The organism is Asanoa iriomotensis, assembly GCF_016862515.1.
Taxonomy (GTDB): Bacteria; Actinomycetota; Actinomycetes; order Mycobacteriales; family Micromonosporaceae; genus Asanoa; species Asanoa iriomotensis.
The window spans coordinates 68,836-93,410 of the sequence record NZ_BONC01000009.1 but is presented as its reverse complement, the minus strand read 5'-3'; the positions used below and the strand labels follow the sequence as shown (position 1 = coordinate 93,410).

Annotated in this window: 23 protein-coding genes; 19 read left to right on the top strand and 4 right to left on the bottom strand. The window is 71.3% G+C overall.

Features of this window, described 5'->3' with window-relative positions; genetic code table 11:
• Positions 1-30: 30 nt before the first annotated feature.
• Entirely contained in the window at positions 31-678 is a 648-nt protein-coding gene (locus Air01nite_RS09195) for a response regulator (RefSeq protein WP_203701549.1), read from the bottom strand.
• Positions 679-776: 98 nt separating this feature from the next.
• Here Air01nite_RS09195 and Air01nite_RS09190 point away from each other — a divergent pair, with 98 nt between their 5' ends.
• The 3 genes from Air01nite_RS09190 to Air01nite_RS09180 all read left to right on the top strand — a co-directional run bounded on the left by Air01nite_RS09190 (position 777) and on the right by Air01nite_RS09180 (position 4,385).
• Positions 777-2,966: a sensor histidine kinase gene (locus Air01nite_RS09190; RefSeq protein WP_203701548.1), complete on the top strand. Its 2,190-nt coding sequence runs from the start codon at positions 777-779 to the stop codon at positions 2,964-2,966.
• 60 nt (positions 2,967-3,026) lie between these two features.
• Positions 3,027-3,581: a hypothetical protein gene (locus Air01nite_RS09185; RefSeq protein ID WP_203701547.1), complete on the top strand. Its 555-nt coding sequence runs from the start codon at positions 3,027-3,029 to the stop codon at positions 3,579-3,581.
• 84 nt (positions 3,582-3,665) lie between these two features.
• The gene (locus Air01nite_RS09180; protein ID WP_203701546.1) at positions 3,666-4,385 is read left to right on the top strand and encodes a GntR family transcriptional regulator; all 720 of its coding nucleotides are present in this window, start codon (positions 3,666-3,668) and stop codon (positions 4,383-4,385) included.
• A gap of 2 nt (positions 4,386-4,387) precedes the next feature.
• On the opposite strand, the gene Air01nite_RS09175 is transcribed toward Air01nite_RS09180, so the two are convergent.
• The 3 genes from Air01nite_RS09175 to Air01nite_RS09165 are packed head-to-tail and all read right to left on the bottom strand — an operon-like array spanning position 4,388 to position 8,933.
• A complete protein-coding gene (locus tag Air01nite_RS09175) occupies positions 4,388-5,803 on the bottom strand; it encodes an aldehyde dehydrogenase family protein (protein ID WP_239090597.1) in 1,416 nt (471 codons plus the stop codon).
• On the bottom strand, positions 5,800-7,242 hold the full coding sequence (locus Air01nite_RS09170; protein WP_203701545.1) for a xylulokinase: 1,443 nt from the start codon (positions 7,240-7,242) through the stop codon (positions 5,800-5,802). Before Air01nite_RS09170 ends, Air01nite_RS09175 begins: the two co-directional genes overlap by 4 nt.
• Positions 7,239-8,933 (bottom strand): thiamine pyrophosphate-binding protein, encoded by a 1,695-nt coding sequence (locus Air01nite_RS09165; protein ID WP_203701544.1) that lies wholly within the window; start codon positions 8,931-8,933, stop codon positions 7,239-7,241. Before Air01nite_RS09165 ends, Air01nite_RS09170 begins: the two co-directional genes overlap by 4 nt.
• A 252-nt stretch (positions 8,934-9,185) precedes the next feature.
• On the opposite strand from Air01nite_RS09165, the gene Air01nite_RS09160 reads away from it, so the two are divergent.
• The 16 genes from Air01nite_RS09160 to Air01nite_RS09085 all read left to right on the top strand — a co-directional run bounded on the left by Air01nite_RS09160 (position 9,186) and on the right by Air01nite_RS09085 (position 24,553).
• A complete protein-coding gene (locus tag Air01nite_RS09160) occupies positions 9,186-9,896 on the top strand; it encodes a GntR family transcriptional regulator (protein ID WP_203701543.1) in 711 nt (236 codons plus the stop codon).
• 67 nt (positions 9,897-9,963) lie between these two features.
• Entirely contained in the window at positions 9,964-11,334 is a 1,371-nt protein-coding gene (locus Air01nite_RS09155) for an ABC transporter substrate-binding protein (protein ID WP_203701542.1), read from the top strand.
• Positions 11,335-11,430: 96 nt separating this feature from the next.
• The gene (locus tag Air01nite_RS09150) at positions 11,431-12,342 is read left to right on the top strand and encodes a carbohydrate ABC transporter permease (RefSeq protein ID WP_203701541.1); all 912 of its coding nucleotides are present in this window, start codon (positions 11,431-11,433) and stop codon (positions 12,340-12,342) included.
• Complete coding sequence (locus Air01nite_RS09145; protein ID WP_203701540.1) at positions 12,342-13,172, top strand: carbohydrate ABC transporter permease; 831 nt, start codon at positions 12,342-12,344, stop codon at positions 13,170-13,172. The genes Air01nite_RS09150 and Air01nite_RS09145 overlap by 1 nt, the downstream gene beginning before the upstream one ends.
• Before the next feature lie 9 nt (positions 13,173-13,181).
• Positions 13,182-13,604, top strand: coding sequence for a VOC family protein (locus Air01nite_RS09140; RefSeq protein ID WP_203701539.1), 423 nt, complete (start codon positions 13,182-13,184; stop codon positions 13,602-13,604).
• Entirely contained in the window at positions 13,604-14,635 is a 1,032-nt protein-coding gene (locus Air01nite_RS09135) for a Gfo/Idh/MocA family protein (RefSeq protein ID WP_203701538.1), read from the top strand. Before Air01nite_RS09140 ends, Air01nite_RS09135 begins: the two co-directional genes overlap by 1 nt.
• A complete protein-coding gene (locus tag Air01nite_RS09130) occupies positions 14,632-15,381 on the top strand; it encodes an SDR family NAD(P)-dependent oxidoreductase (protein ID WP_203701537.1) in 750 nt (249 codons plus the stop codon). The genes Air01nite_RS09135 and Air01nite_RS09130 overlap by 4 nt, the downstream gene beginning before the upstream one ends.
• A 13-nt stretch (positions 15,382-15,394) precedes the next feature.
• Complete coding sequence (locus Air01nite_RS09125) at positions 15,395-16,303, top strand: CoA transferase subunit A (protein ID WP_203701536.1); 909 nt, start codon at positions 15,395-15,397, stop codon at positions 16,301-16,303.
• Positions 16,300-17,055, top strand: a complete 756-nt coding sequence (locus tag Air01nite_RS09120; RefSeq protein ID WP_203701535.1) for a CoA-transferase subunit beta — start codon at positions 16,300-16,302, stop codon at positions 17,053-17,055. Before Air01nite_RS09125 ends, Air01nite_RS09120 begins: the two co-directional genes overlap by 4 nt.
• 9 nt (positions 17,056-17,064) lie before the next feature.
• Positions 17,065-17,991 carry a CoA transferase subunit A gene (locus tag Air01nite_RS09115; protein ID WP_203701534.1) on the top strand — a complete coding sequence of 309 codons (927 nt, stop codon included), beginning with the start codon at positions 17,065-17,067 and terminating at the stop codon, positions 17,989-17,991.
• Positions 17,988-18,785: a CoA-transferase subunit beta gene (locus Air01nite_RS09110; RefSeq protein ID WP_203701533.1), complete on the top strand. Its 798-nt coding sequence runs from the start codon at positions 17,988-17,990 to the stop codon at positions 18,783-18,785. Before Air01nite_RS09115 ends, Air01nite_RS09110 begins: the two co-directional genes overlap by 4 nt.
• 2 nt (positions 18,786-18,787) lie before the next feature.
• Entirely contained in the window at positions 18,788-19,507 is a 720-nt protein-coding gene (locus Air01nite_RS09105) for an SDR family NAD(P)-dependent oxidoreductase (protein ID WP_203701532.1), read from the top strand.
• Positions 19,504-20,955, top strand: coding sequence for a class I adenylate-forming enzyme family protein (locus tag Air01nite_RS09100; RefSeq protein ID WP_203701531.1), 1,452 nt, complete (start codon positions 19,504-19,506; stop codon positions 20,953-20,955). Before Air01nite_RS09105 ends, Air01nite_RS09100 begins: the two co-directional genes overlap by 4 nt.
• Positions 20,952-21,659: an SDR family NAD(P)-dependent oxidoreductase gene (locus Air01nite_RS09095; RefSeq protein WP_203701530.1), complete on the top strand. Its 708-nt coding sequence runs from the start codon at positions 20,952-20,954 to the stop codon at positions 21,657-21,659. The genes Air01nite_RS09100 and Air01nite_RS09095 overlap by 4 nt, the downstream gene beginning before the upstream one ends.
• A gap of 8 nt (positions 21,660-21,667) precedes the next feature.
• Positions 21,668-22,654, top strand: coding sequence for a Gfo/Idh/MocA family protein (locus tag Air01nite_RS09090; protein ID WP_203701529.1), 987 nt, complete (start codon positions 21,668-21,670; stop codon positions 22,652-22,654).
• A gap of 102 nt (positions 22,655-22,756) precedes the next feature.
• On the top strand, positions 22,757-24,553 hold the full coding sequence (locus Air01nite_RS09085) for a CocE/NonD family hydrolase (RefSeq protein ID WP_203701528.1): 1,797 nt from the start codon (positions 22,757-22,759) through the stop codon (positions 24,551-24,553).
• The last annotated feature ends 22 nt before the right edge of the window (positions 24,554-24,575 follow it).

Sequence of the window (24,575 nt, the reverse complement as noted above, 5' to 3'; positions counted from 1 at the left end):
CCCGCGCGGGCCGGGACAGCGGTCCCGGGCCTACGGCGTGCCGAGCCCGGCCCGCCGGGCGTGCAGCATCGCCTCGGCGCGACCGGTGACGTGCAGCTTCGCGAAGACGTTGGAGACGTGGTTGCGCACGGTCTTCGGGCTCAGGTGCAGCTGCGCCGCGATCGCCGCGTTGGTGTGCCCGTCGGCGAGCAGCCGCAGGATCTCCCGCTCCCGAGGCGTGAGCTCCGCCAGACCGTCCGGGGTCCGCGGCACCGCGAAGTGGGCGATGATGCGCTGCGCGATCCGCGGCCCGAACACCGCGGCGCCGGCCGCCACCGTGTGGATGGCGTGCACGATCTCGGCCGGCTGGGCGTCCTTGAGCAGGTAGCCCCGCGCACCGGCGCGCAGCGCGGCGAACACCGACTCGTCGTCGTCCATCATGGTCAGCATCAGCACGGCAACCTCCGCGCGGGCGGCGGCGATGGCCCGCGCGGCGTCGACGCCGTTCACCCCGGGCATGTGCAGGTCCAGCACGACGACGTCCGCGGTGGCCGACAACGCGATCGCCTCGGCACCCGTGGCCGCCGTGCCGGCACACTCCAGGCCGGGGCTGGTGTCGATCAGCAACCGCAGGCCGCTGAGGAACACCGGGTGGTCGTCCGCGACGACGACCCGCAACGGCCGCGCACTGTCGGACATGCATCACCACCATCCGCATTCGACCATCGATGCCCCACGATGCGGGCACAGCGACCCGAGCGTCAAGGGACTCGGGTCCCGGGACTCTGGACGGTGCGGTGCCGCAGCGGGTACGCCGGTGGGCCGGCACGATGCTGCTCCTCGCCGTGTGCGTCGCGCCCGCGGTCTGGGTCGCCACGGTGCGCCTGGCCGCGCCGGCCGACGGGACGGCGGTGTACCCGAGCGCCCCGCCGTGGGGCCCCGACGGCGTCGTGATCCGCGAGGTCCGCGCCGACGGGGGAGCGCTGCTGCCCGGTGACCTGGTGGTGGCGGTCGACGGCCACCCACTCGGCGCGGTCACCCCCGGGCCGTCGGCCGTCTACACCGTGGTCCGCGACGGCACCGCCATGGACATACCGGTCACCTTGCACCGCTATCCCGTGCGCGACGTGCTCCGCGAACACGTGTGGGCGCTGCCGTTCGCCGCCGTCGAGTTGGCCGTCGCCGCCTTCGTCATCCGCCGCCGCCCGCGCGACCCGGCGGCCCGCGCCCTGTTCGGGATCGCGACGCTGCAACTGGCCGGCGGCGCCGCGTACCCGCTGTCGAGCCAGGTCGTCGACGTGGCCACCGGCCGGATCTGGCCGTCGCTGGTCAGCGACACCGCCAACGCCCTGATGTGGGGCGCGATGCTCCACTTCGCACTCGTGTTTCCCCGGCGGCGGCCGCTGCGCTGGCAATGGACGGCACTGGCGTACGCCGCGCCCCTGATCCTCTACGCCGCGCGGCTCGTCACCGGCCTGCCCGGCGCGAACCCGCTGCAACGCCTCGGCCTCCTCGCCGCCGTGTCGCCACCCGCCGCCAACGTCTACCCGCTGGTCATCGTCGCGGCGCTCGTCATCGGGTACGTGCGCAACCACGACCCCGGCGACCGCCGACGCATGCGATGGCAGCTCTACGCGTTCGGCTTCGGCGTCACCGCCTACATCGGACTCGGCCGCCTCCCGGAGTGGCTCTGGGGCAGCCCGCTGCTCGGCTGGGACGTGCTCACCCTGTTCTTCCTGCCCTGCCCGCTGGCCCTGGGCGCGGCCGTCCTGCGCTACCGGCTCTTCGACATCCAGGTCATCCTCAAGCGATCCCTCGTGTACGGCCTGCTCTCGGCGCTCGTCGTCCTCGCCTACGTGGGCATCGTCGCCGCCGTGCGCCCGCTGCTGGGCGCCCAGGTCCCGCTGGCCGCCGTCGCGATCGTCGCCGTCACCGTGGTCCCGGCCGCCACCCGCCTGCACCGGGTCGTCGGACGCTGGCTGTACGGCGACCGGGACGACCCCTACGAGGTGCTCCGGCAACTCAGCGCGACCCTGGAGTCGTCGGTGTCCCCGCGGGCGGTGCTGGAGCGGGTGGTGCACTCGCTGCGGCGTACCCTCCGACTCTCGTACGCCGCCGTCGAGATCGGCGGCATCCCCACCGTCGCGGTCGGCACAGCCAGCGCGGAGCCGACGGACATCGCCCTGGTGCACCGCGGCGAGCACCACGGCCGGCTGCGGCTGGACCCGGGCCCGCTGCGCGAACCGTTCGGCCCGGACGACGACCGCCTCCTCGACGGCCTGGCGCGGCAGGTCGGCGTGATCGCCCACCACCTCCAGCTGAGCGCCCGCCTGCAGCACTCCCTCGAACGCACCGTCACCGCCCTGGAGGAGGAACGCCGCCGGATCCGTCGCGACATCCACGACGGCCTCGGCCCCACCCTCGCCTCGGTGACGATGCGCCTGCGCCTGGCGCGGCAGTTCCTCCACGACGACCCGCCCACCGCCGACGCCATCTTCGCCGGCCTCGTCGAGACCCACGAACACGCGCTCGCCGACCTGCGCCGCCTCGTCGAGGGCCTGCGCCCTCCGATCCTGGACCAGCTAGGCCTGACCGCGGCCCTCCGCGAACAGGCGACCCGCCTCGGCGGCCCGGTCACCATCACGATCGCGACCACGGACGTCGAACCACTCCCGGCCGCGGTCGAGGTGGCCGCGTACCACGTTGTCTCGGAGGCCCTGACGAACGTGGTCCGCCACGCCGGCGCACACACGTGCGTCGTGCACCTGCGCCGCGACGACGCCCTGCACATCGAGGTCCGCGACGACGGCACGGGCCTGCCGGCGGTCTACCAGGCCGGGATGGGCCTACGCTCGATGCGCGAACGCTGCGCCGAACTCGGCGGCACCGCCGACATCCACACCACCCCGACCGGCGGCACGCTCGTCACGGCACACCTACCGCTCCCGACCCAGGATGGCGGTCCGCACCGGTCGGCGAGTCTTTGATCAGGTCGTCGGTGAAGGCGCCGACGTCGTCGCCCATGAGGTCGATTGCATAATGATCTCGTGCTGCTGACCACCGACCTGGCCACGACCGGCGCGCAGGTCGTGCCGGTCCTCGCCATCGGCGCCGTGGTCGCGTTCCGGGCCCGGGTGCGGGCGCACGAACAGATGGCCCAACCGCTGCGAACCAGCGTCACCGCTTTCTCCCGCACGGTCGTCGACCTGCACCAGCAGGGGATCCGTGGCCAAGCGCTGGTCGACGCGATCGGCGCCATCGACGACGGCCGCAGCCGGTCGCTGTCCGTCGGCACCGAGTACGTCCTGCGCGTCCTCGGTGTGGTCGCGGTGCTGGCGACCATCCTCGCCAACCTCGCCGCCGAGGTCATCTGCCTTCTCGTGCTCGCCGGCAGCATCGCTCCCAGCGGGTGGCAGGCGGTGTTCGTCATGGCGGCGATCACGTCCGGGCTCGCGCTGCTCGTCCTCGCGCCGCTGCTGGGCAACATGCCGACCTGGGGACTGTCGCGGTCCGCGCTACGGACCGCCGACTACGCGACGGCCCGGCAGATCATCGAGCAAGCCGCCGCGGACGCCGCCGAAAGCAGCCGCTCGGCGGGCTGAGCGTTCGACGTCGCCGGCGGGTGCGGTGAAAGTAAGCTGTCGCACACGACCGTCAGGGCTGGTGACGAACGGGGCAAAAGGGCCATGGCTAGAGTGCCGATCTACCGGGTGATCGCCGATGATCTCCTTGCCCAGATCTCCAGCGGTGACCTGCCCATCTCCAGCCAGTTGCCGACCGAGGCCGAGTTGTCGACGCGGTACGGAGTCAGCCGGATGACCGTGCGGCAGGCGATGGACCAGCTCGAAAGCGCCAAGGTCATCGTGCGGCTCCGGGGCAGCGGCAGCTACGTCCGGGAGGCGCCGAAACGACTGCGCGGCATGGACGGCCTGCGCTCGTTCACCGCCGAGTTCGGTGCCGGCGGTGCCTCGGTGGCGAGCCGGATCGTTCATCAGGAGACGACCTCGGCCGTGCCGCGGGAGGTGACCGACGAGCTGGCCACCGCGCGGTCGACCCAGTTCGTGCGGCTGGCCCGGGTGCGGCTGGTCGAGGGCGTCCCGGCCGCGTACCAGGAGTCCTGGATTCCCTTCTCGGTGGCGCCCGGCCTGGCCCGCGACGAGCTCATCGACGGGTCGCTCTACCGGACGCTGGCCGAGCGCTACAGCGTCGAGCTCGGCTGGGCGAGCCAGATCATCTCCACGTCCCTCGCCACCAAGCAACTGGCCGGGCTGCTGGACGAGAAGCCCAGAAGCCCGCTGTTGACGATCCGGCGGACCACGTACTCGAAGCGGAACGTGCCGATCGAGTTCGTGCGGAGCTGGACCCGCGAGAGCTTCCCGCTGATCCAGCGCATCGAGGCCGACTAAGGCTAAGACCAGTCCACGCTGAAATACTGCGTCTCCTGGAAGGCGCGCAGCCCTTCCCGGCCGCCCTCGCGCCCGATGCCACTCTGTTTCACGCCGCCGAACGGATAGGCCGCGTCGGAGACCACCCCGCGGTTGATGCCGACCATCCCGGCCTCGGTGGCCTCGGCGAGTTTCAGCGCCCAGCGCAGGTCACCGGAGAACACGTACGCGGCCAGGCCGAGCTCGGTCCCGTTGACCATCCCCAGCAGCCCCTCGTCGGTGCGCCAGGCGACGATGGGCGCGACCGGCCCGAAGATCTCCTCGGTCACGACCTCCGCGTCGGCCGGGACGTCGCGCAGCACCGTCGGCGGGTACCAGCAGCCGCCCGAAGGTGCCGGTGCCCGGTGGGTGATCCGGGCACCCCGGTCAAGCGCGCCACGCACCAGCGCGTCGACCCCGGCGACCGCGCGGGTGCTGATCAGCGGGCCGATCTGCGCACCGGATCCCGCCGGTCCGACGGTGAGGGCGGCGGTGGCCGCGCCGAACAGCGCGGTGAACTCCTCGACGACGTCGGCGTGGACGTAGAACCGGTTGGCCGCGGTGCACGCCTGCCCGCCGTTGCGGAACTTGGCGACCATCGCGCCGGCGGTCGCGGCCGCCAGGTCGGCGTCGGCGGCGACGACGAAGGGCGCGTTCCCGCCGAGCTCCATCGACGTGTTGACCACGCGGCCGGCGGCCTGGGCGAGCAGGCGGCGGCCGACACCGGTGGAGCCGGTGAAGGACAGCTTGCGGACCCGGTCGTCGCGCATCCACTGCGTCACGACAGCGCCGGCGTCGCGGGTCGGCACGACGTTGACCGCGTCCGCCGGAAGTCCGGCCTCGACCAGGATGCGGGCCAACGCGAGCGCGGTCAGTGGCGTCTCCGACGCCGGTTTCACGACGACCGTGCACCCCGCGGCGAGGGCCGGTCCCGCCTTGCGGGTGATCATCGCCGCCGGGAAGTTCCACGGCGTCACCAGCGCTGCCACGCCGACCGGCCGGGTCGTCACGATGGCCCGGGCGCCGCCCGCCGGGGTGGCGGTGAAGTCGCCGTCGCTGCGCACCGCCTCCTCCGCCGCCCAGCGGAAGAAGTCGGCCGCGTACGCCACCTCGGCCAGCGCGTCGGCGTCGGCCTTGCCGTTCTCCAGGGAGATCAGTGCGGCGAGGTCCGCCGCCCGGTCGGTCATCAGCGCGTACGCCCGGAGCAGCACGTCGGCCCGGGCCCGCGCCGGCGTGGCCGCCCAGGCCGGCAAGGCGCGCGCGGCCCGGTCGACGGCGGCGGCCGCGTCGGCGGGCGTCCCGTCGGCGAGTGTGGCGATCACGTGCCCGGTGGCTGGGTCCGCGACGTCGAGGCCTGCGCCGGACCACGGCGGCAGCAGCCGGTCCAGGATGCTGGTCACGCTTCTCCTCCGGTGGCGGCCCGCCAGTCGCGGTAGAGGTGCTCGTACCGTGCCGCGCGGGCGGGTTCGGGGTCGTAGGTGTGCAGCGGGCCGCGCAGCAGCCGCGCCTGCTCGTCCAGCGGCGGCCCGCCGGTGCCGGTGAGGGCCAGCAGCGCCGCGCCCTTGAGGCTGACGTCCGGCTCGGTGCAGACGGTGACCGGCCGCCCCAACACGTCCGCACGCAGCCTGGCCAGCCGCGGCGAGCGGGCGGTGCCACCGGCCAGCACGATCGACAGACCGGGATCGGCGGCCAGCCGGTCGACGCCCTCGCGGACGGCGTACGCGACGGACTCCAGCACCGCCAGCAGGACATGCGCCGGCCCGTGGTCGGCGCGCAGGCCGCTCACGCTGCCGCGGGTGGCCGGCGACCACCTCGGGAACCGGCTGCCGGACAGGTTGGGGTCGGCGAGCACGCCGCCGGCGCCGGGGCCGATCCGGTCCATCTCCGTGCCGAGCCGCTCGAGTGCGGCGGCCGGTCCGGCGTACCCGAGCAACTGCGCCCACCACGACACGGCACCGCCGGTCATGCCGGTCGCGCCGCCGACGGTCCAGAGCCCGGGGGAGGTGTACGGGTTGAGCGTGGCCCCGGGCGGGGGGTCGGCCGGGTGGTCGAGCACCCGCACCAGGACGTCCGTGGTGCCCGCGACGTCGGCCACCGCGTCGGTCCGGGTGCCGGCCACCAGGGTGGCACCGACCGTGCCGTCCGGTCCTCCGCCGACCACGGGCACGTCCCGGGCGAGCCCGAGCAGGCGGGTGACCGCGGGGCTGGTGCTGCCGACGACGCCGGTGGACGGGTGCTGGGCAGGGAACAGTCCCGGGTCCAGCCCCGCTGCCGCGATGGTCGCCGCCGACCAGTCCCGTTCGCGGACCGCACTGGCGCCGAAGTACGCGGCACTGGTGTGATCCGTGGCGACCACCCCGGTCAACCGGGCGACCAGGAAGTCCTTGGGTTGCAGGGCGTACGCGACCCGGGCGAACACCGGTGGGTCGGTCGTCCGCAGGTGCACCAGGGCGGCGAGCGCGCCACCGGTGACCGTCGGGCGGCCGCTGGCACGCAGCACCGCCGCCGCCCGCTCGCCGAGCCGCTCCCGCAGCTCGGCGAGCCCGGCGCTGTCCGCCCAGCCGTGTGCGGGACCGACCGGTGCCAGCGACCGGTCGGTCAGGACGGTGCCGATGTGCCCGGCGATCCCGATGCCGCGGATGTCGTGGCCGTGCCCGCCGGTGACCGCGGCGGCGGTCGCGACGACCTGGTGCCACAGCACCTCGGCGTCGAAGGTGAGACCCGACTCGGCGTCCTGCCGCTCGACGCGGCGCTCGGCCCGGACGTTGCCGGACTCGTCGACCACCGCCGCCCGGATCGCGGAGGAGCCGACGTCGACGGCGAGGACGGCGCTGGTCACTCCTGCGCCTGGTAGGGGGCGAACGCCGGGAAGGTCCAGGCGTTGACGTCCCGGTCGATCGGCACGTCGAGGACGGCCGGCGTGTTGCCGTCGAGCACCTTGCGGACCCGCTGGCACAGCGCGTCCAGGCTGGTGATCACCTCGCCGTCCACGCCCATCCCGCGCGCCACGGTGCCGAAGTCGACGGTGTGGAAGTCGACGCCGATGGTCCGGCCGTTGAAGTGCAGCACCTGCTCCTGCCGGATGTTGCCGTAGCTCGAGTCGTTGAGCACCACCACACACACCTTGCCACCCACCCGGGCCAGCGTCTCCAGCTCACCCAGGCTCATGCCCAGCGAGCCGTCGCCGATCAGCGCCAGCACCGGGCGGTCGGGGTCGATCAGCGTGGCCGCGATCGCCGAGGGCAGCGCGAAGCCCATGTTGCCGAAGCCGACCGGTTTGATGTACGTGTTCGGCCTGGTCACCTCCCACAGGAAGGACCACACGCCGGGGTTGCCGGCGTCCGGGATGAGCAGCGTGTCGTCCGGCGTCACCGCGCGCAGGGCCCGCACGACGTCGGCGGGGGACAGGGTGCCCTCCGGTGACGCGTCCTTGACCTCGGTCGCCTGCCACCATGCGGTCTCGGCGGCCCGCAGCCCGGCGACCCAGCCGGTGCGCGACTCCTTGGCCGCGGCGGCCCGGTCGCCGACGGCGGTCACCAGGTCGCGGGCGAAGGCGCCGAGGTCGCCGACGATCCCGTCGGTGATCTCGCCGTAGTACCGGCCGATCATCGCCGGGTCCACGTCCACCTGGACGACCTCGGGCAGCGCCCGGCGCCAGCGGGTGGTGGACACGGCGTTGAGGCTGTTGCCCAGCGCCAGCACCAGGTCGGCGCCGGCCAGCACGCGGGTCGACAGGTTGGTGCCCATCCGGCTCACCGCGCCGAAGACCAGCGGGTGGGTGGTGGGCACCGCGCCGATGCCGTTGAACGTCGTGACCACCGGGATGTTGAGGGCGTCGGCCAGCGCCAGCACGTCCTCGCTCGCGCGCGACCGGTTGCCGCCGTTGCCCAGCCAGATGACCGGGCGCTCGGCGCGCAGCAGCCGCTCGGCGGCCCGGGCCACGGCCACCGGGTTGGGGCTGGGCTTCTCGGCGGTCCACCGGCGGGCCGGGTGCACGTCCGGGACCACCGGCGGGTTGTCGATCAGGCCCTCGATGGTGTCCCGGGCGAAGTCCAGGTGCACCGGGCCGGGGTTGCCCGTGACGGCGTTGACGTACGCCTCCTCCATCGCCTGCTTGATGCCGTCGGCGTGGGCGACCAGCCGGCTGTACTTGGTCAGCGGCTTGAGCAGCTCCACGTGGTCGGCGTTCTGTGCGTCGTCCTTGTGGATGTTCACGCCGTTGTTGTTGCAGGTGAGGATGAACGCCGGGCTGGAGTCGCGGAACGCGCCCCCGACGCCCGTGATGAGGTTGGTGGCGCCCGGGCCGGTGGTGGCGATGCAGGCCGCCGGCTTGCCGATCAGGCGCCCGTACGCGTCGGCCATCACGGCGGCCGCGCCCTCGTGGCGGGTGTGCACGAACTCGACCCCGTCGGTGTCGATGATGGCGTCGGTGATCGCCAGGGTCTGTCCACCGACGACGCCGAAGACGTACTCGACGCCGAGGGATCGCAGCATGTCGACCACTACCTGGCCGCCGGTCTTGCTGGTCACGTCGACTCTCTTCCGTTGAAGGGGATGCGGTGCTCAGCGGGGACCGGGTCAGCGTTGGCGCGGGGATGTCGCGGCTGCCCGTAAGTGGGGACAGCGTAGCGCGAGTTACCTAGTTGTCTAGAACAATCTCGGAGAGTGCTCGGCCGCGTACCCTCGCCGGAAGTTTGCGCGAAACAAGTTCTTGACACGTCGTTCACCAGGCCATACGTTCCTTGCCAGTTATCTAGATAACTAGAGCATAGGTTGCGGTGCATGTCTGACGTTGCGCTTCCGAGTTACCAGCGAATCCGTCATGTGCTGCGCCAGGAACTGGAGCGCGGGGCTCTGGTTCCGGGCGACCGGATGCCCACCGAGCGGGAGCTCGTCGAACGCTTCGGGGTGGCGCACATGACCGTGCGGCACGCCATCGACGGCCTCGTGCGGGACGGGCTGGTGGTGCGCCGACGTGGGTCGGGGACGTTCGTCGTCCGAACGCGACCGATGGCCCGATCCGCCACGCGACTGCAGAGCTTCAGCGACGAGCTGGGCGGTGCGGTCGTCGGTGGACGGGTGATCCGGCAACAGGAGATCCGACCGGACCGGGACGTGGCCGAGGCACTGGCCATGTCGTGGAACGGCCGCGTCGTCGAGCTGGTGCGCGTGCGCACCGTGGACGGCACACCCGCGTCACTGCAACAGGTGTTCATACCGTTCAAGTTCGCGCCCGGGCTGGCCCGGGACGACCTGACCGACCGATCGCTCTACCAGTACCTGGCCGAGGCCGGCGTCACGCTCGACCGCGCGGAACAGCGGATGTTCGCCGTCGCGGCGCAGGACTGGCACGCCGAGCTGCTCGGGGTGCCGATCTCGACACCACTGCTCGCCGCCGAGCGCCTGTCGCGCGACCCGGAGAACCATCCGGTCGAGCTCGCGCGCACGTGGTCCCATCCCGACCTGTCGGTCTGGGTCGAGATGAATAGATAACTGTAGAAATTTCCAAGATTCTTATCGTCCGTTCCCCGCGGTTCTGGGGCAGTCGAAAGGCTCCACCATGACTCAGCGCGTCTTCTTCCGAGGTGCCGCCCTTGCGGCATCACTCGTCGTGGCACTGCCACTCGTGGCCTGTTCCACCTCCGGCGCCGGCCAGTCCGGCCAGGACGCCGGTGGCAAGACCATCAAGGTTCTGGTCAGCTCCGGACACCAGCAGTTCAAGCCGGTGTGGGACAAGCTGCCCGAGTTCACCGCACAGACCGGGATCAAGGTCCAGCTCGACCAGGTGGCCACCACCGACATCGAGGGCGCCTTCCAGCGCGACGTCACCGTCGGCGCCTGCACCTACGACAACGTCGAGTTGCTCGACGGTGCCCTGGCCGGCGCGGCGCCCAAGATGGCGGACCTGTCGACCTACCTGACCAAGTCCGGCTCCAGCGCACAGGCACTGTTCGACGCACAGGTCGGCTGGACCAAGGGCGCGATGGAGTTCGACGGCAAGGTCGCCTACTACCCGTTCTACTCGGGCTCCAAGGGCATCGCCTACCGCGAGGACCTGTTCACCGACGCGAAGAACAAGACCGACTTCAAGGCCGAGTTCGGGTACGACATCCCGACCCCGCCGACGACTCCGGCCCAGATCGTCGACCTGGCGAAGTTCTTCACCGGCCGGGGAACCCAGTACGGCATCGTGTTCTCCGGTCAGGGCGACTCGGGCGAGACCACGCTGGCCGACGTGATCTTCCGGCACGGCGTGAACGGCTACCAGTCCGACGACGACAACGCCATGTGGGGCCCGAGCAACCCGGCCAACCAGGCGAAGGTCGTCGAGTCGGCCACGTGGCTGACCGACCTCATCAAGAACGGGTACGCCCCCAAGTCGGTCACAGCGATGGCCACCGGTGAGGCGACGTCGTTCTACACCGACGGCAACGCGGCCATGATCTACGACCACATCTACCTGCCCTGGGCGCAGTTCTCGGCGCAGGACGTGGTCTCGAAGATCGGCGAGAGCGGCTCGTTCGCGCCGCCGTCCTTCGTCGAGGGCGCCGGCGGCATCACCTTCTACTGGGGCCGCGGCATCCCGGAGTGCAGCAAGAACAAGGACGCCTCCTGGACCTTCATGCAGTGGGTGATGTCGGAGGAGAACCAGAAGCTGGCGCTGACGGAAGGCCAGGGCGTGTACGTGCCGACCGACAAGAACCTGCTGGCCTGGTCGGTCGAGCAGGGCAAGGTGCCGCAGGGCGTGGCGGACGCGGTGTCGACCAACCAGCCCTACAAGGTCACCACGGCCACCGGCCGGATGCGCCAGAAGGTCAACCTGCCGCTCGTCGACCGGCTCTACCAGGGCAACCTCACGCCCGAGCAGTACGCCAAGGACAGCGGCGAGGCCATCCAGAAGGAAGCCGTGGACTCGGGGCTGGTGAAGTAACCGGCCCGGCGCCGGCGGGCCGACCGCACCCCGGTCCGCCGGCGCCGCCCCCCGACCGACGAGTCCCGACCACATCTCACCGAGGAGGTGAAAGCGATGGCTACGACGAGCACCACCGGCCAGGCCCGCCGGCGCGACCGCCAGTACTACTGGTTCCTAGTCCCCTCGGGCATCGCGATCCTGCTGCTGATCGTCGTGCCACTTGGGTACACGTTGTATCTCAGCCTGCGGCACTACGACCTGGCCCGCGGCCTCAACGAGTTCGTCGGGCTGGGCAACTACGCCGAGATCTTCACCGGCGGCGACCCGGAGTTCCTCAAGTCGCTGGTGCGGACCCTGGTCTACGTCGTGCTGGTCATCGCCTTCGACTTCCTGCTCGGGATGACCCAGGCACTGCTGCTGTTCGAGCTGAAGGCTCGCACGGCGAAGGTGCTCCGGATGATCTTCATGCTGCCGATCCTGATCATCCCGACCGGCGCGGCGGTGTTCTGGCGCACCACGATGTGGGCACCGCCGAACGAGCAGTTCCTCCGCACGTTCGGGCTCGACGGCATCATCGACCCGCCGCTGGGCAGCCCGAACCTGGCTTTCTGGGCCATCCTGGTCACCGTCGTGTGGGCCTGGTCGCCATGGGTCTTCCTGCTGCTCTCCGGCGGGCTGGACAACCTCGACCGGTCGGCGCTCGAGGCCTCGATGGTGGACGGCGCGAGCTACTGGCAGCGGCTGCGCCGCGTCATCCTGCCGCAGATGAAGCCGATCATCTTCGTCACCCTCAGCTTCAAGGCGGTCGACTCGTTCCTGTCCTTCCCGTTCGTCTGGGTGATGACGCAGGGCGGGCCGCAGAACAGCACCCACCTGATGAGCACCTACATCTACGAGCAGGCGTTCAAGTTCCTCAACTACGGCTTCGGTTCCGCACTGGCGATCGTCATGCTGCTCATCTCCTCGGCGCTGTCCATCGGCGCGGTCCTCTACTGGCAGCGCACGCAGGACAAGGGGGCCATCTGATGAGTCGCGTACGCACGCCGCGGCCCGCCACCTTCGTCAAGGGCATCGTCCTGGTCGTCATCCTGGCCTGGGTGCTGCTGCCGATCTACTTCCTGTTCGCCGTGGCACTCACCCCGACCGGCACCACGCTGGACGGCTTCTCCGTGCCGGACGTGCTCACGTTCGAGAACTTCATGTCGGTGCTCAACGGCATCAACGTGATCTGGCCGGCGCTCGTCAACAGCGTCATCGTCACGGTCGCGGCCACGGTCATCGCGCTGCTGTTCGCCGTGCCCGCGGCGTACGCCCTCTCGCACCTCAAGCACAAGCGGGTGGGCCGCGGCCTCTACATGTCGACCTTCGTCCTGCGCGGTGTCCCGCCGGTGGCGCTGGTGCTGCCCTACTACGTCATCTTCAGCAAGGCACAACTGATCAACACCATGCCCGGCGTCATCGTCGCGCTGGTGCCGCTGGCCCTGCCGTACTGCATCTGGACCATGCGGGTCTTCTTCGACGCCGTGCCGCCACAGGTGGAGGAGGCGGCCGGGGTGGACGGCGCCGGCGTCTGGCGCACGTTCCGCTCGGTGGTGCTGCCGATCGCCCGCCCGGGCATCGCCGCCACCGGCATCCTGGCCGCGCTGCTCGTCTTCGTGGACTACATCGTCGTCGCGACCCTGGCCGGCCCGGCGACGATGACCTTCCCGGTCTACGTCACCACCTTCCAGCAGGACTACCTGTCGCTGGTCGGCCCGCTGGCCGCCGCGTCCATCGTCGGCGCCCTGCCGATGCTGCTGATGTTCGGCTTCTCCCAGCGCTACATGCTCCGCCTGGCCAACGCCGGCGTCCACTGAGGAGGAACAATGCCACCCCCAGAAGGCAGCGCCGTGCGCGGCATCGACCACGTGGGCCTGGCGGTCCAGTCACTGGACGACGCCGTCGCGTTCTACGTCGAGGAGCTCGGCATGAGCCTCGACGGCGACCGCGTCGCGCTCGACGGGCTGGACACCGAGGTCCAGTTCCTCCGGGCGGGCACCAGCAAGGTCGAGCTGCTCTGCCCGACGACGCGAGCCGGGGCGCTGCCGCGGTTCCTGGAGAAGCGCGGCGAGGGCCTGCACCACGTCTGCTACGAGCTGGCCGACATCCACGGCGCCGTCGAGCGGCTCACCGACCGGGGCGTCCGGATGATCGACGCGAAGCCGTGGCGCAGCCCGCACGGCTGGGTCGCGTACCTGCACCCCGCCGCCGCACACGGCTGCGCGATCGAGTTGAGGGAGCACTACTGATGTCGCACCCCGTCCGCTGGGGCATCCTCGGCGCGGCGAAGATCGTCGAGGCCGAGATGGGTCCCGCGATGCTCCGCTCCCGCCGCAACACCGTCCGGGCAGTGGCCAGCCGCCGCCTGCCCGCGGCCGAGAAGCTGGCCGCCGACCTCGACGCCCCCGCCGCCTACGACTCGTACGACCGGCTGTTGGCCGACCCCGAGGTGGACGCCGTCTACGTGGCGACGCCGAACGCGCTGCACGCCGACTGGGCGGTCGCGGCGCTGGACGCGGGCAAGCACGTGCTGTGCGAGAAGCCGATGGCGATGAGCGCCGACGAGGTGCGCCGGATGAACGCCGCCGCCCAGCGCAACGGTCGCGTCCTGATGGAGGCGTTCATGTGGCGTTTCCACCCGCGCGTCGAGAGGGTCCTCGACCTGCTCGCCGCCGGTGCGGTCGGCGACGTGCGACTGGTCCGGTCCACGTACACCTTCGACCTGGCCGCCGCCGGTGACGTGCGCAGCGGCTCGGTCGACGACGACCTGCGCCTGAACGCCGACCTCGGTGGCGGGGTGGTCAGCGACCTCGGCGCCTACTGCGTGAGCGGACTGCGGACGTACGCCGGTGGCCGGCCCGTTTCGGTGCACAGCTGGAAGCACTCTGCGCCGGGACGCGCGGTCGAGACCACCGCGTCCGGCCAGATCGCCTTCGACAACGGGGTGACCGGCCAGTTCTTCGCCGCCCTGGACGTGCCGGGCGGCGGCCTGGTGGAGATCCTGGGCACCCGCGGGCGGATCCGGATGACCAACGCGTTCCGCATCCGCGCGGCGCAGGCGCCGTTCGACATCGAGCGGCAGCACGCGGACGGGTCCTGGACGACCGAGTCCACCCCGTTCCACGACCAGTACGAGGCGGAGATCGACCACTTCGCGGCGGTGGTGCGCGACGGGATCCCGCCGCGGATCACTCCGCAGGACGCCCTGGCCAACGCGCTGACCCTGGACGCCGTGCGGCGGTCCTGGACCGAGGGAGAGGTAACGGTGTGCGAACGATGAACGGCAAGGTGGTGATCATCGCCGGTGGGGCCGGCGTCCAGGGCCGGGTGGCCGCGCGGCTGCTCGCTGACGCCGGGGCGACCGTGGTGCTGGCCGACCTGTCGGCGGCGGACCTGGAGACGGCGGCCGCCGGCATCGAAGGCGCGCTGGCGGTGCCGACCGACATCAGTGATCCGGACTCCTGGCAAACGCTGGTCGATCGGACCCTCGCGACGTTCGGGCGGCTGGACGGCCTGGCCAACTTCGCGGCCGTGCTGAGCCGGGCCGGCGCCGAGACCACCGAGCTCGCGGTCTGGGAGCGCACGTTGAAGATCAACCTGACCGGCGCCTGGTTGGGCGTGAAGGCGGTGATTCCGGCGATGCGGGCCGGCGGCGGCGGTTCGATCGTCAACGTGGGCTCGGTCGACGGACTGGTCGGGCGCGGCGGCGGGACGGCGTACCAGGCGTCCAAGGGTGGCATGCGGCTGCTGAGCAAGTCCGCCGCCATCGAGTTCGCGGCACAGGGCATCCGGGTCAACAGCGTGCATCCGGGTCCGATGAAGAACCGGATGACCAATGTGGTCGGTCCGAAGGCGGACGCGAGCGGCATCGCGACGCTCGAGGCCAAGCTGACCGCCCAGGTGCCGATGGGACGCCTCGGCGCGGCCGAGGACATCGCGTACGCGGTGCGGTTCCTGCTCTCCGACGAGGCGAGCTTCATCACCGGCGTCGACCTGCCGGTCGACGGCGGCCTGACGGCCCAGTGACGGGAAGGTACTCATGAGCAAGCTGACGACCATCGGCGCAGCCGCCCGGTCCGTCGCACCGGGTTCCAGCCTGACCTTCAGCGGCTTCGGGCACGCCGGGCACCCGCTGGCGTTCGTGCGGGAGCTGATCCGGCAGGGGACCGCCGACCTGACCCTGCACGCGATCGCGGAGTGCTGGCCGGCCGAGTTCCTGGTCGCCACCGGCCGGGTGAGCCGGATCAACCTGTCCAACCTCATGTTCGAGGGTCTGGGCCGGTGCCGCGCGATCAGCCGGGCGGTCGAGGAGGGCGAGGTGGCGGTCGACGACCACAGCCACCTCGCGCTGTCGCTGCGGCTGCTGGCCGGCGCCTGGGGTGTGCCGTTCCTGCCGGTGCGGTCGATGGCCGGCACCGACCTGGCCGCCGTGCAGACCGGCGTCGCACCCAAGTACGCGCGGGTCCGCTCACCGTTCTCCGACGACGAGGTCGGCACGGTGGCGGCCCTGCGCCCCGACGTCGCGGTCGTCCACGTCAACAAGGCCGACGAGCAGGGCAACGGCATCGTGTACGGCGCCATGTCGGTGGTCGACGCCCAGGTGCGATCGGCCCGGAAAGTGATCGTCACGACCGAGCGGGTGGTCTCGGCCGACGAGATCACCGCGGAGAACCAGGTCGTCACGGTGCCGGGCATCTTCGTCGACGCCGTGGTGCACACGCCGTACGGCGCCCACCCGGGCGGCATGTACGACGAGTACGACGAGGACCTGGCCGCGATGTCCACCTACTACGAGGCATCCCGGTCGCGCGCGGGCCTCGCCGGGTATTTCGCCGAGCACGTCTTCGCGCACGCCGACCACGCGGCGTACCTGAGCTCGCTCGGCAGCCGGCGGCTGTTCGACCTGCGCGCGGACCCGGCCCTGAAGATCGCCAGGGGGCAGAAATGAGCTTCAGCAAGGACGAGATCATGACGGTGGCGACCAGTCGCTACATCGCCGACGGCGACACCGTGTTCATCGGCACCGGGCTGCCCATGGTGGCCGCCTACCTGGCCAAGGCGACGCACGCGCCGAACGTGGCTCTGATGTTCGAGTCCGGCGTGCTGGATCCGCGGCCGCGCAGCATCGCCAAGGCGGTCGGCGACCCGCGGCTCGTCTCCACGGCCCGCCGGGTCAGCGGCATGATGGACAGCCTCCTGATGCTCCAGGGCGGGCGAGTGGACCTGGGCGTGCTCGGCTGCGCGCAGGTCGACCGGTTCGGAAACATCAACACCACCGCGATCGGCTCGTACGAGCGGCCGTCGACCCGGTTGCCCGGCAGCGGTGGCGCCAACGACATCGCGAGCTGCGCCAAGCACCACCTGATCGTCACCCGGCACAACCGCCGCACCTTCGTGGAGTCGGTGGACTACCTGACCACGCCCGGGCATCTCACCGGTCCCGGTGCCAGGCAGCGGGCCGGTCTGCCCGGCGGGGGCCCGATCGGCGTCGTCACCGACCTCGGGGTGTTCGGCTTCGACGCGCGGACGTGCGAGATGGTCGTTGAGTCGGTGCACCCCGGCGTCTCGCTGGACGACGTGCGCGCGGCGACGGCGTTCGAGTTGGCCGTCAAGCCGGACCTGAGCGAGACCAAGCCGCCCAGCGACAGCGAACTCGACATCCTCCGCACCCGGATCGACCCCGAAGGCGTCTACCTCTAAGGAGAAACCGTGCCCGGATCTCGCATCCCGGAACGTCTCGTCAGTGCCCAGGAGGCCATCTCCGTCATACCGGACGGTGCGAGCGTCGCGATCGGCGGTCACACGCTGCGCCGCCATCCGATGGCCCTCGTCCGCGAGCTGATCCGCCAGCGGAAGCGCGGCCTGCACCTGCTCGGCTGGAACAACGGCATCGACTTCGACATGCTGATCGGCGCCGGGGTGGCCGCCAAGATCGAGACGTCGTACGTCGGCATGGGCCCGCTCGGCCTCGCCCGCAACCTGCGCCGGCACGTCGAGTCCGGCGCCGTGGAGACGGTCGACCACTCGGAGACGACCGCGATCGACATGTTCCGGGCCACCGCGCTCGGCGTCGACTTCCTGCCCAACCGCACGCCGCTGGGCACCGACCTGATGACGTACAACGACGGCCTGGTCGAGATCACGTCGCCGTTCACCGGGCAGACGTACGCCGCGGTCCGCGGCGTGGAGCCGGACTTCGTGCTCCTGCACGCACACTCGGCGGACGTACACGGCAACGTGCAGCTCGACGAGGCGAACTGGGGCGACAACACGGTCGACCCGTTCATCGGCCGAGCCGGCAAGCACGTCATCGTGTCGGTCGAGGAGATCGTCAGCACCGAGCACATCCGGGCCAACCCGCGCCGCACGTTCCTGCCGCGCGAGTACGTGACCAGGGTCGTGCACGCCCCATTCGGCGCCCATCCCTGCTGCGCCGACGCGCGGTACGGCTACGACCAGGACGAGCTGCGCCGCTACTACGAGGCGTCCAAGACCCAGGAGACCTTCGAGGAGTACCTCGCGGACCGGGTCACCTCGGTCGGCGACCACTGGGAGTACCTCGACAAGGTCGGCGTCGCGAACCTGCTCACCAGCGCCACCCACACCTCGAACGTCAAGGGAGCTGACACCGCATGACCGCCACCCTCGAGGAACTGCTCTGCGTCCAGGTCTCGGCCGAGTTGGAGGACGGCGGGCTCGGCTTCATCGGCCTGGGCACCGGCGGCCGCTCGTTCGCGTTCGCGGTCGGCATCCCGTCGGTCGCGGTCGCCCTGGCCCACCGCCGCGGCATCGACTTCATCGCCCAGTACGGCGTCGCCCTCGAACCCGACATCGAGAACGCGCCCCGCTGCTTCGAGGACCGGAACCTGCTCACCTGGCCGTCGTCGGCGAACCTGGCGGTGGAGACCTGCCTGGACGGGTTCAAGCGCGGCAAGATGAGCGTGGGCTTCATCTCCGGCGCGCAGATCGACAAGTACGGCAACCTGAACAGCGTCGCGATCGGTGACTACCGCAAGCCGAAGGTGCGACTGGTCGGCGGCATCGCCCAGCCGGACCACGCGGCCAACGCGAAGCGCACCATCATCATCCTGCCGCACGCCCGGCGCACCTTCGTGGAGAAGGTGGACTACCGGTCGGCGTTCGGTTTCGGCGACGGACCGGGGCACCGGGAGCGGCTCGGTCTGATCGGCGGCGGGCCGGCCAAGGTGTTCACCGACCTGGCGGTGCTCGACTTCCACCCGGAGTCGAAGCTGATGCGCGTGGTCTCGCTGCACCCGGGCGTGACCAGGCAGCAGCTCGTCGAGGAGACCGGCTTCGCGCTGATCTGGCCCGACGAGGTGCCGACCACGCCCGAGCCGACCGAGGCGGAGCGCCAGGCGATCGCCGAGATCGACCCCGACGGCGCGTTCCTCAACGGCCGGATCTTCTGACGATGCACACCGACCGGGTGTACGTGGTCACGGGCGGGACCAGGGGCATCGGCGCCGCGATCGCACAGGGGCTGCGCGACGACGGTGCGCGGGTCTGTGTCCTGGCCCGCCAACCCGACCCAGCGGAGGGCGTCGCCGTCGACCTGGCCGACCCGTCGTCCGTCCCCGCCGCGTTCGAGCGCGTGCTCGACCGGTGGGGCCGGATCGACGGGCTGGTCAACAACGCCGGCATCTCCAAGGTCGGCCCGTCGCTCGACTACGACCTGGCCGACTTCGCCCGCATCCTCGACGTCAACGTCACCAGCCTGTTCGCGTGCTCGCAGGCGGCCGCGAAGGCGATGGCGGCCCAGGGCGGGGGCAGCATCGTGTCGATCGCGTCCATGACCTCGTTCACCGGGCAGCCGGAGCGGGCGGCATACATCGCCTCCAAGCACGCGGTGCTCGGGTTGACCCGGGCTCTGGCCAACGACTGGGGTCCGCACGGCATCCGGGTCAACGCGGTCTCGCCCGGCTACATCCGCACCGACCTCACCACGGATCTCATCGCACGCGGAGTGCTCGACGTGGACGCCATCGAGGGCCGGATGCCGCTGCGCCGGTTCGGGCAACCGTCCGATGTGGTCGGTGCGGTGAAGTTCCTGCTCTCCGCCGAGGCCGGTTACACCACCGGGCAGGCCCTCGTGGTGGACGGCGGCTGGACCGTCAACGGGTACTTCAAGTGATCACCTTCCCGGGCGTGATCGCCGCGCTCGCTGCCTCGGCCCGCACCGCGAACCGCCCGGCACTGCTCGGCAACGACCCGGTCACCTTCGCCGAGCTGCACCGGCGGGGCACCGCCCGGGTCGCCGAGCTGGCCGACCTGGGCGTTACCGGCGGCCGGATCGTCGCCGTGGTCTGCTTCAACGAGACCGTCGTCTTCGAGTACCTGATCGCGGCCGGCGCGCTGGGCGCGGCCCTGATGCCGCTGAGCCCGGCGCTGACGGACACCGAGATCGTCGCGTTGGTGGACAAGGCGGACGCCGTCGCCTGCGTCGCCACCGCGGGTGTCGGTGCCGAGCGGGCGCAGCGGCTCAGCGGCCTGTCCACCCGCCGGTTCCGGCTCGCGCCGGCGGCCGCTTCAGGCGTCGCCGGGCCTGATCCGGTGGTGCCGCGGGCGGACTCGACGTGCTGGGTCTCCACCACCGGCGGCAGCACCGGCACGCCCCGGCTGTTCGCGGTGTCACACGAGCGGTTGCTGACCAACTCCATGCTCAACGCGTACGAGTGGGGATGGTCCGCCTATCCGGTCCACGTCTGCCTGTCCCCGATCGCGCACGGCATCGGGTTCAGCCACGCGGTCGGTCAGCTCGCCTCCGGCGGGACGGTCGCCCTGGTCGAGCGCTACGACCCGGCCGCGGCCGCCGCGTGGCTGCGCGGCGACACACGGGCGTGGACCGCGGTCGTGCCGACGATGGTGCACGACCTGTACCGGCAGGACGCGAGCCTGTCCGCGCTCGAGCTGCTGGTGTGCGCGGGCGCGCCCCTGCAGGTGGGTTTGCGCGAACGCGTGCTGGAGGCCGGGACCGCCCGGCTCGTCGAGTACTACGGCTCGACCGAGCTGGGCTGGGTGACCTGGATCGAACACCGGCCCGGCGACACCCGCGAGGGACTGGTCGGCCTGCCGGTGCTGGGTGCCTCGGTGCGGGTCACCGGCGCGGACGGCCGCCCGGTGCCGGCCGGCGAGATCGGGCGGGTGCAGAAGAGCGGCCGGCCGTACGCGATCCCGCTGGGCGGCGGCGTGTCGGCGTACGAGGCGAACGCGTCCGCCTGGGAGTCCTCCGGCGACCTCGGCCGCATCGACGCGGACGGCGCCCTGATGCTGGCCGGGCGGGTCGACGACATGCTCGTGATCGGCGGCCAGAACGTGTATCCGGTCGAGGTGGAACTGGTGCTGCGCGAGCACCCGGCGGTCCGTGAGGTCGTCGTGCGCGGTGCGGACAGCGACCGGCTCGGACAGACCATGGTCGCGTACGTCGAGGCCACCGCCGACCCGCGGCTGACCGCCGAGCTGGCCGACCTGTGCGCCGCGCGGCTCGCCGGGTACAAGCGCCCGGCCCGTTTCGTGGTGCTGGACGCGCTGCCGCGCAACTCGGCCGGCAAGCTGCGCCGCTCGTTCGGTGACCTCCGGTGAGCCGCCTCGACGGTGCGGTCGCCCTGGTGACGGGCGCGACGTCGGGCATCGGCCAGGCGGTCGCCGACCGGCTGACCGGGTCGGGCGTGACGGTCGTGCGCAACGCGCGCTCCTGCCACGCCGACGACCTGCACATCCCCGGAGACGTCGCCGACGAGGCCACCGTGCGGGACCTGGTCGCCACGATCGTCGCGCGGCACGGCCGGCTCGACATCGTGGTGAACAGCGCCGGCACCACGAAGCACGTCCCGCACCACGACCTCGACGGGATCAGCGTCGCCGACTGGCACCGGATCCTCGGCGTCAACGTGATCGGCGCCTGGAACACGGTGAAGGCGGCCGCTCCGCACCTGCGCGCGTCCCCGATCGGCGCGGTCGTGAACATCTCCTCCATGGCCGGCATCCGGGTCACCGGCAGCTCGTTGCCGTACTCGGTCTCGAAGGCCGCCCTCAACCAGCTCACCCGGACCCTCGCGAAGGCCCTCGGCCCGCGTATCCGCGTCAACGCGGTGGCGCCCGGCCTGATCGACACGCCGTGGACGCAAGGCTGGTCGGCGCGCACCGAAGAGGTCCTGGCCCTGTCGGCGTTGGGCCGCATCGGCACCCCGGCCGACGTGACCACGATGGTGCTGGCGCTGATCGAGGCGGACTACGTGACCGGCGAGATCGTCACGGTCGACGGTGGGCTCTCACTCAACAACTAGGAGGTTCGATGTCCGCTCCCGGGCTTTGCTGGGGCATCATCGGCGCCGGCTTCATCGCCGGCAAGTTCGTCAACGCGGTCGCCAAGCGCAGCGCCGCGTCGTCCGTCGTCGCGGTCGGCTCGCGGGACCGGGACAAGGCCGCCTCCTGGGCCGCCGAGCAGGGCGTACCCACCGCGCACGGCTCCTACCGCGAACTGGTCGACGATCCCGCGGTGCAGGCCGTCTACGTCGCGACACCGCACGTGTTCCACCTGGAGCACGCGCTGCTCGCCGTCCGCGCCGGCAAGCCGGTCCTGATCGAGAAGCCGATCGCGGTCAGCGCCGAGCAGGCCCGCACCCTGGCCAAGGCGGCCGCCGACGCCGGCGTCTTCGCGATGGAGGCGATGTGGACCCGGTTCCTGCCGCACATGACCGCGCTGCGGTCGCTGGTCGCCGCGGGTGAGATCGGCGAGCTGGTCCACGTGCACGCCGAGCACTCACAGCACTTCCCGTACGACCCGGCGCACCGGCTCTACAACCCGCACCTGGCCGGCGGCGCGCTGCTCGACCTGGGCGTCTACCCGCTAGCCCTGGTGCAGGACCTGCTCGGCCGCCCGACCCAGGTGGCCGCGGTCGGCGCGCTGACCGAGACCGGGGTGGACGGCCAGGCCTCGCTGGCGATGCGCCACGGCGACCGCGCCCAGTCGACCGTCAGCACGTCGATGTGGGGCCTGAGCGCGATCAGCGCCCAGATCCTCGGCACCGACGGCCGGATCACCTTCGACGGCCCGTTCCTGCGCCCCACCACGCTGCGGCTGGAGACCAGGGCGGGCAAGCAGCACTCGTTCGACGGCGAGGCCCGCAACGGCTTCCAGTTCGAAGTGGACGAGGTAGCCCGCTGCGTCGCGGACGGCCGCACCGAGAGCGCCGTGCTCCCCTTGGACGACAGCATCGCCACCCTGGAGGTCATCGACCAGGCTCGCTCCGCACTCGGGGTCCGCTATCCGTTCGAGTAGCGGAAGGTCACGGCGAGATAACTGTGGGATACATGGAGGCCAATGATCATTAGCATCAATGACCGACCGGACGATCTCGTTCGGAGTTAGGTGGAGGGTTGGATGAACCTTCGGAGGAGGGTGGCCTTGCCCGTCGCGGCGGCGGGTGCGTTGGCCATTTTCGCGAGCCTCACCACAGGCGTCTCACCAGCACAGGCCGCTGCGCCGGACGGCGCACCGGTCACCCATGAGGAGAACCCACGGGTTCCCGAAGGGGCGGCGTGGACCGAGGCGTACTTCCCGTCCTCGGACGGCAGCGGCGTCGAGCTGCACGCCGACGTGCTGCGCCCCGCACACCTGCCTGAGCGGGCGAAGACGCCGGTGATCCTGTCGGTGGGACCCTACTTCTCGCACGCGGGGGAGACCTCTCCCGGAGGGTTCGATCAGGTCGGTCCGTCGGGGCGCTTCCAGGACCTGATCGACGGAGCCCGGCTCATGGAGCGTGGATACACCTTCGTGATGGTCGACCTGCGTGGCTTCGGCGGCAGCACCGGGTGCCTGGACTTCCTCGGCCCCGGCGAGCAGGCCGACATCAAGGCGGCCGTCGAGTGGGCCGCCCGCCAGCCGTGGTCGACCGGCAAGGTGGGCATGTACGGCAAGTCGTACGACGCCAACACCGGGCTGGCCGCCAACGTCCTCAAGCTCAAGCCGCTGAAGGCGATCGTCGCCCAGGAACCCACCTGGAACAGGTACAACTACCTGTTCAGCAACGGAGTGCCGCGCTCCAACGCGACCAGCAGCCCGCGCAGCTACTACTCGATCGCGACGATGCCGCAGCTGGCCGGCGACAGCGACCGCTACAAGGCGAACGCGGACTACGAGAAGAGCCACCCCGAGTGCCAGATCAACAACAGCACCGACACCCAGGACCCTGACCCGAAGTCGGCGTTCTGGCGGGCCCGGGACTTCGCCTCCCGCGCCGCCGGCTCCCACACGCCGCTGTTCGTCACGTCGGGCTTCATCGAGGACAACACCAAGCCCGAGGACATGCAGAAGTACCTGGCCAACCACCACGGCCCGGAACGCGGCTGGCTCGGCCAGTGGGAGCACGTCCGGGGCAACGAGACCGACAGCAGCGGCCGGCTCAAGATGGGCCGGGCCGGCTGGTTCGACGAGGTCATGCGCTTCTACGACCAGCACCTGCGCGGCATCAAGCCGTCGGTGAAAGACCCGGCGTTCTCGGTCGAGGACAGCCTCGGCAACTGGCGCGCCCAGCCGACGTGGCCCGTGATCAACGACTCGTACACGGCGCGGCTCTCGCCCGGGCAGTACGTCGACGACGGCGGCCAGGCGGCGCGGATCGCCGAGCCGATGGCGGCGCCGGGCTGGGACATCGAGTACGCCGGCTCGCCGACGGCTCTCCAGTCGAGCGCGTTGGCCGCCGACGCGCCCGGCAACAGCTACTGGACCTTCTCCACGCCCGCGTCGAGCCAGGTGCGGGTCACCGGCACGCCGGCGATCACCTTGAAGACCAAGGGGCAGGGCAACGTCTGGGTACGGCTGTGGGACGTCGCCCCGGACGGCCGGGCGACGATGTTCAACGAGATGGTCGCGGCGCTGAACGAGGACCGGTCGACCTCCTTCGACCTGAAGGCGAACGACTGGACCTTCGAACCGGGACACCAGCTCGGGGTCCAGATCGGCACCATCACCTCACGCGGCTGGCGCCCTGTTCCCTCGGGCCAGACCATCACCGTCACCGACGCACGACTGGGCCTGGAGGTGCAGGACCCGCGGTTCGACTCACCCACCCAGGGTGACCGATCGCCTTACCTGGACCGCTACCTGACGGCCAACACCATCACGCTCGACACCGTCGGCGCCCCGACCTTCCCGCTGAGGGTCTCGAAGAAGCACTGACCGAGCACCAGAGGCCGCACCG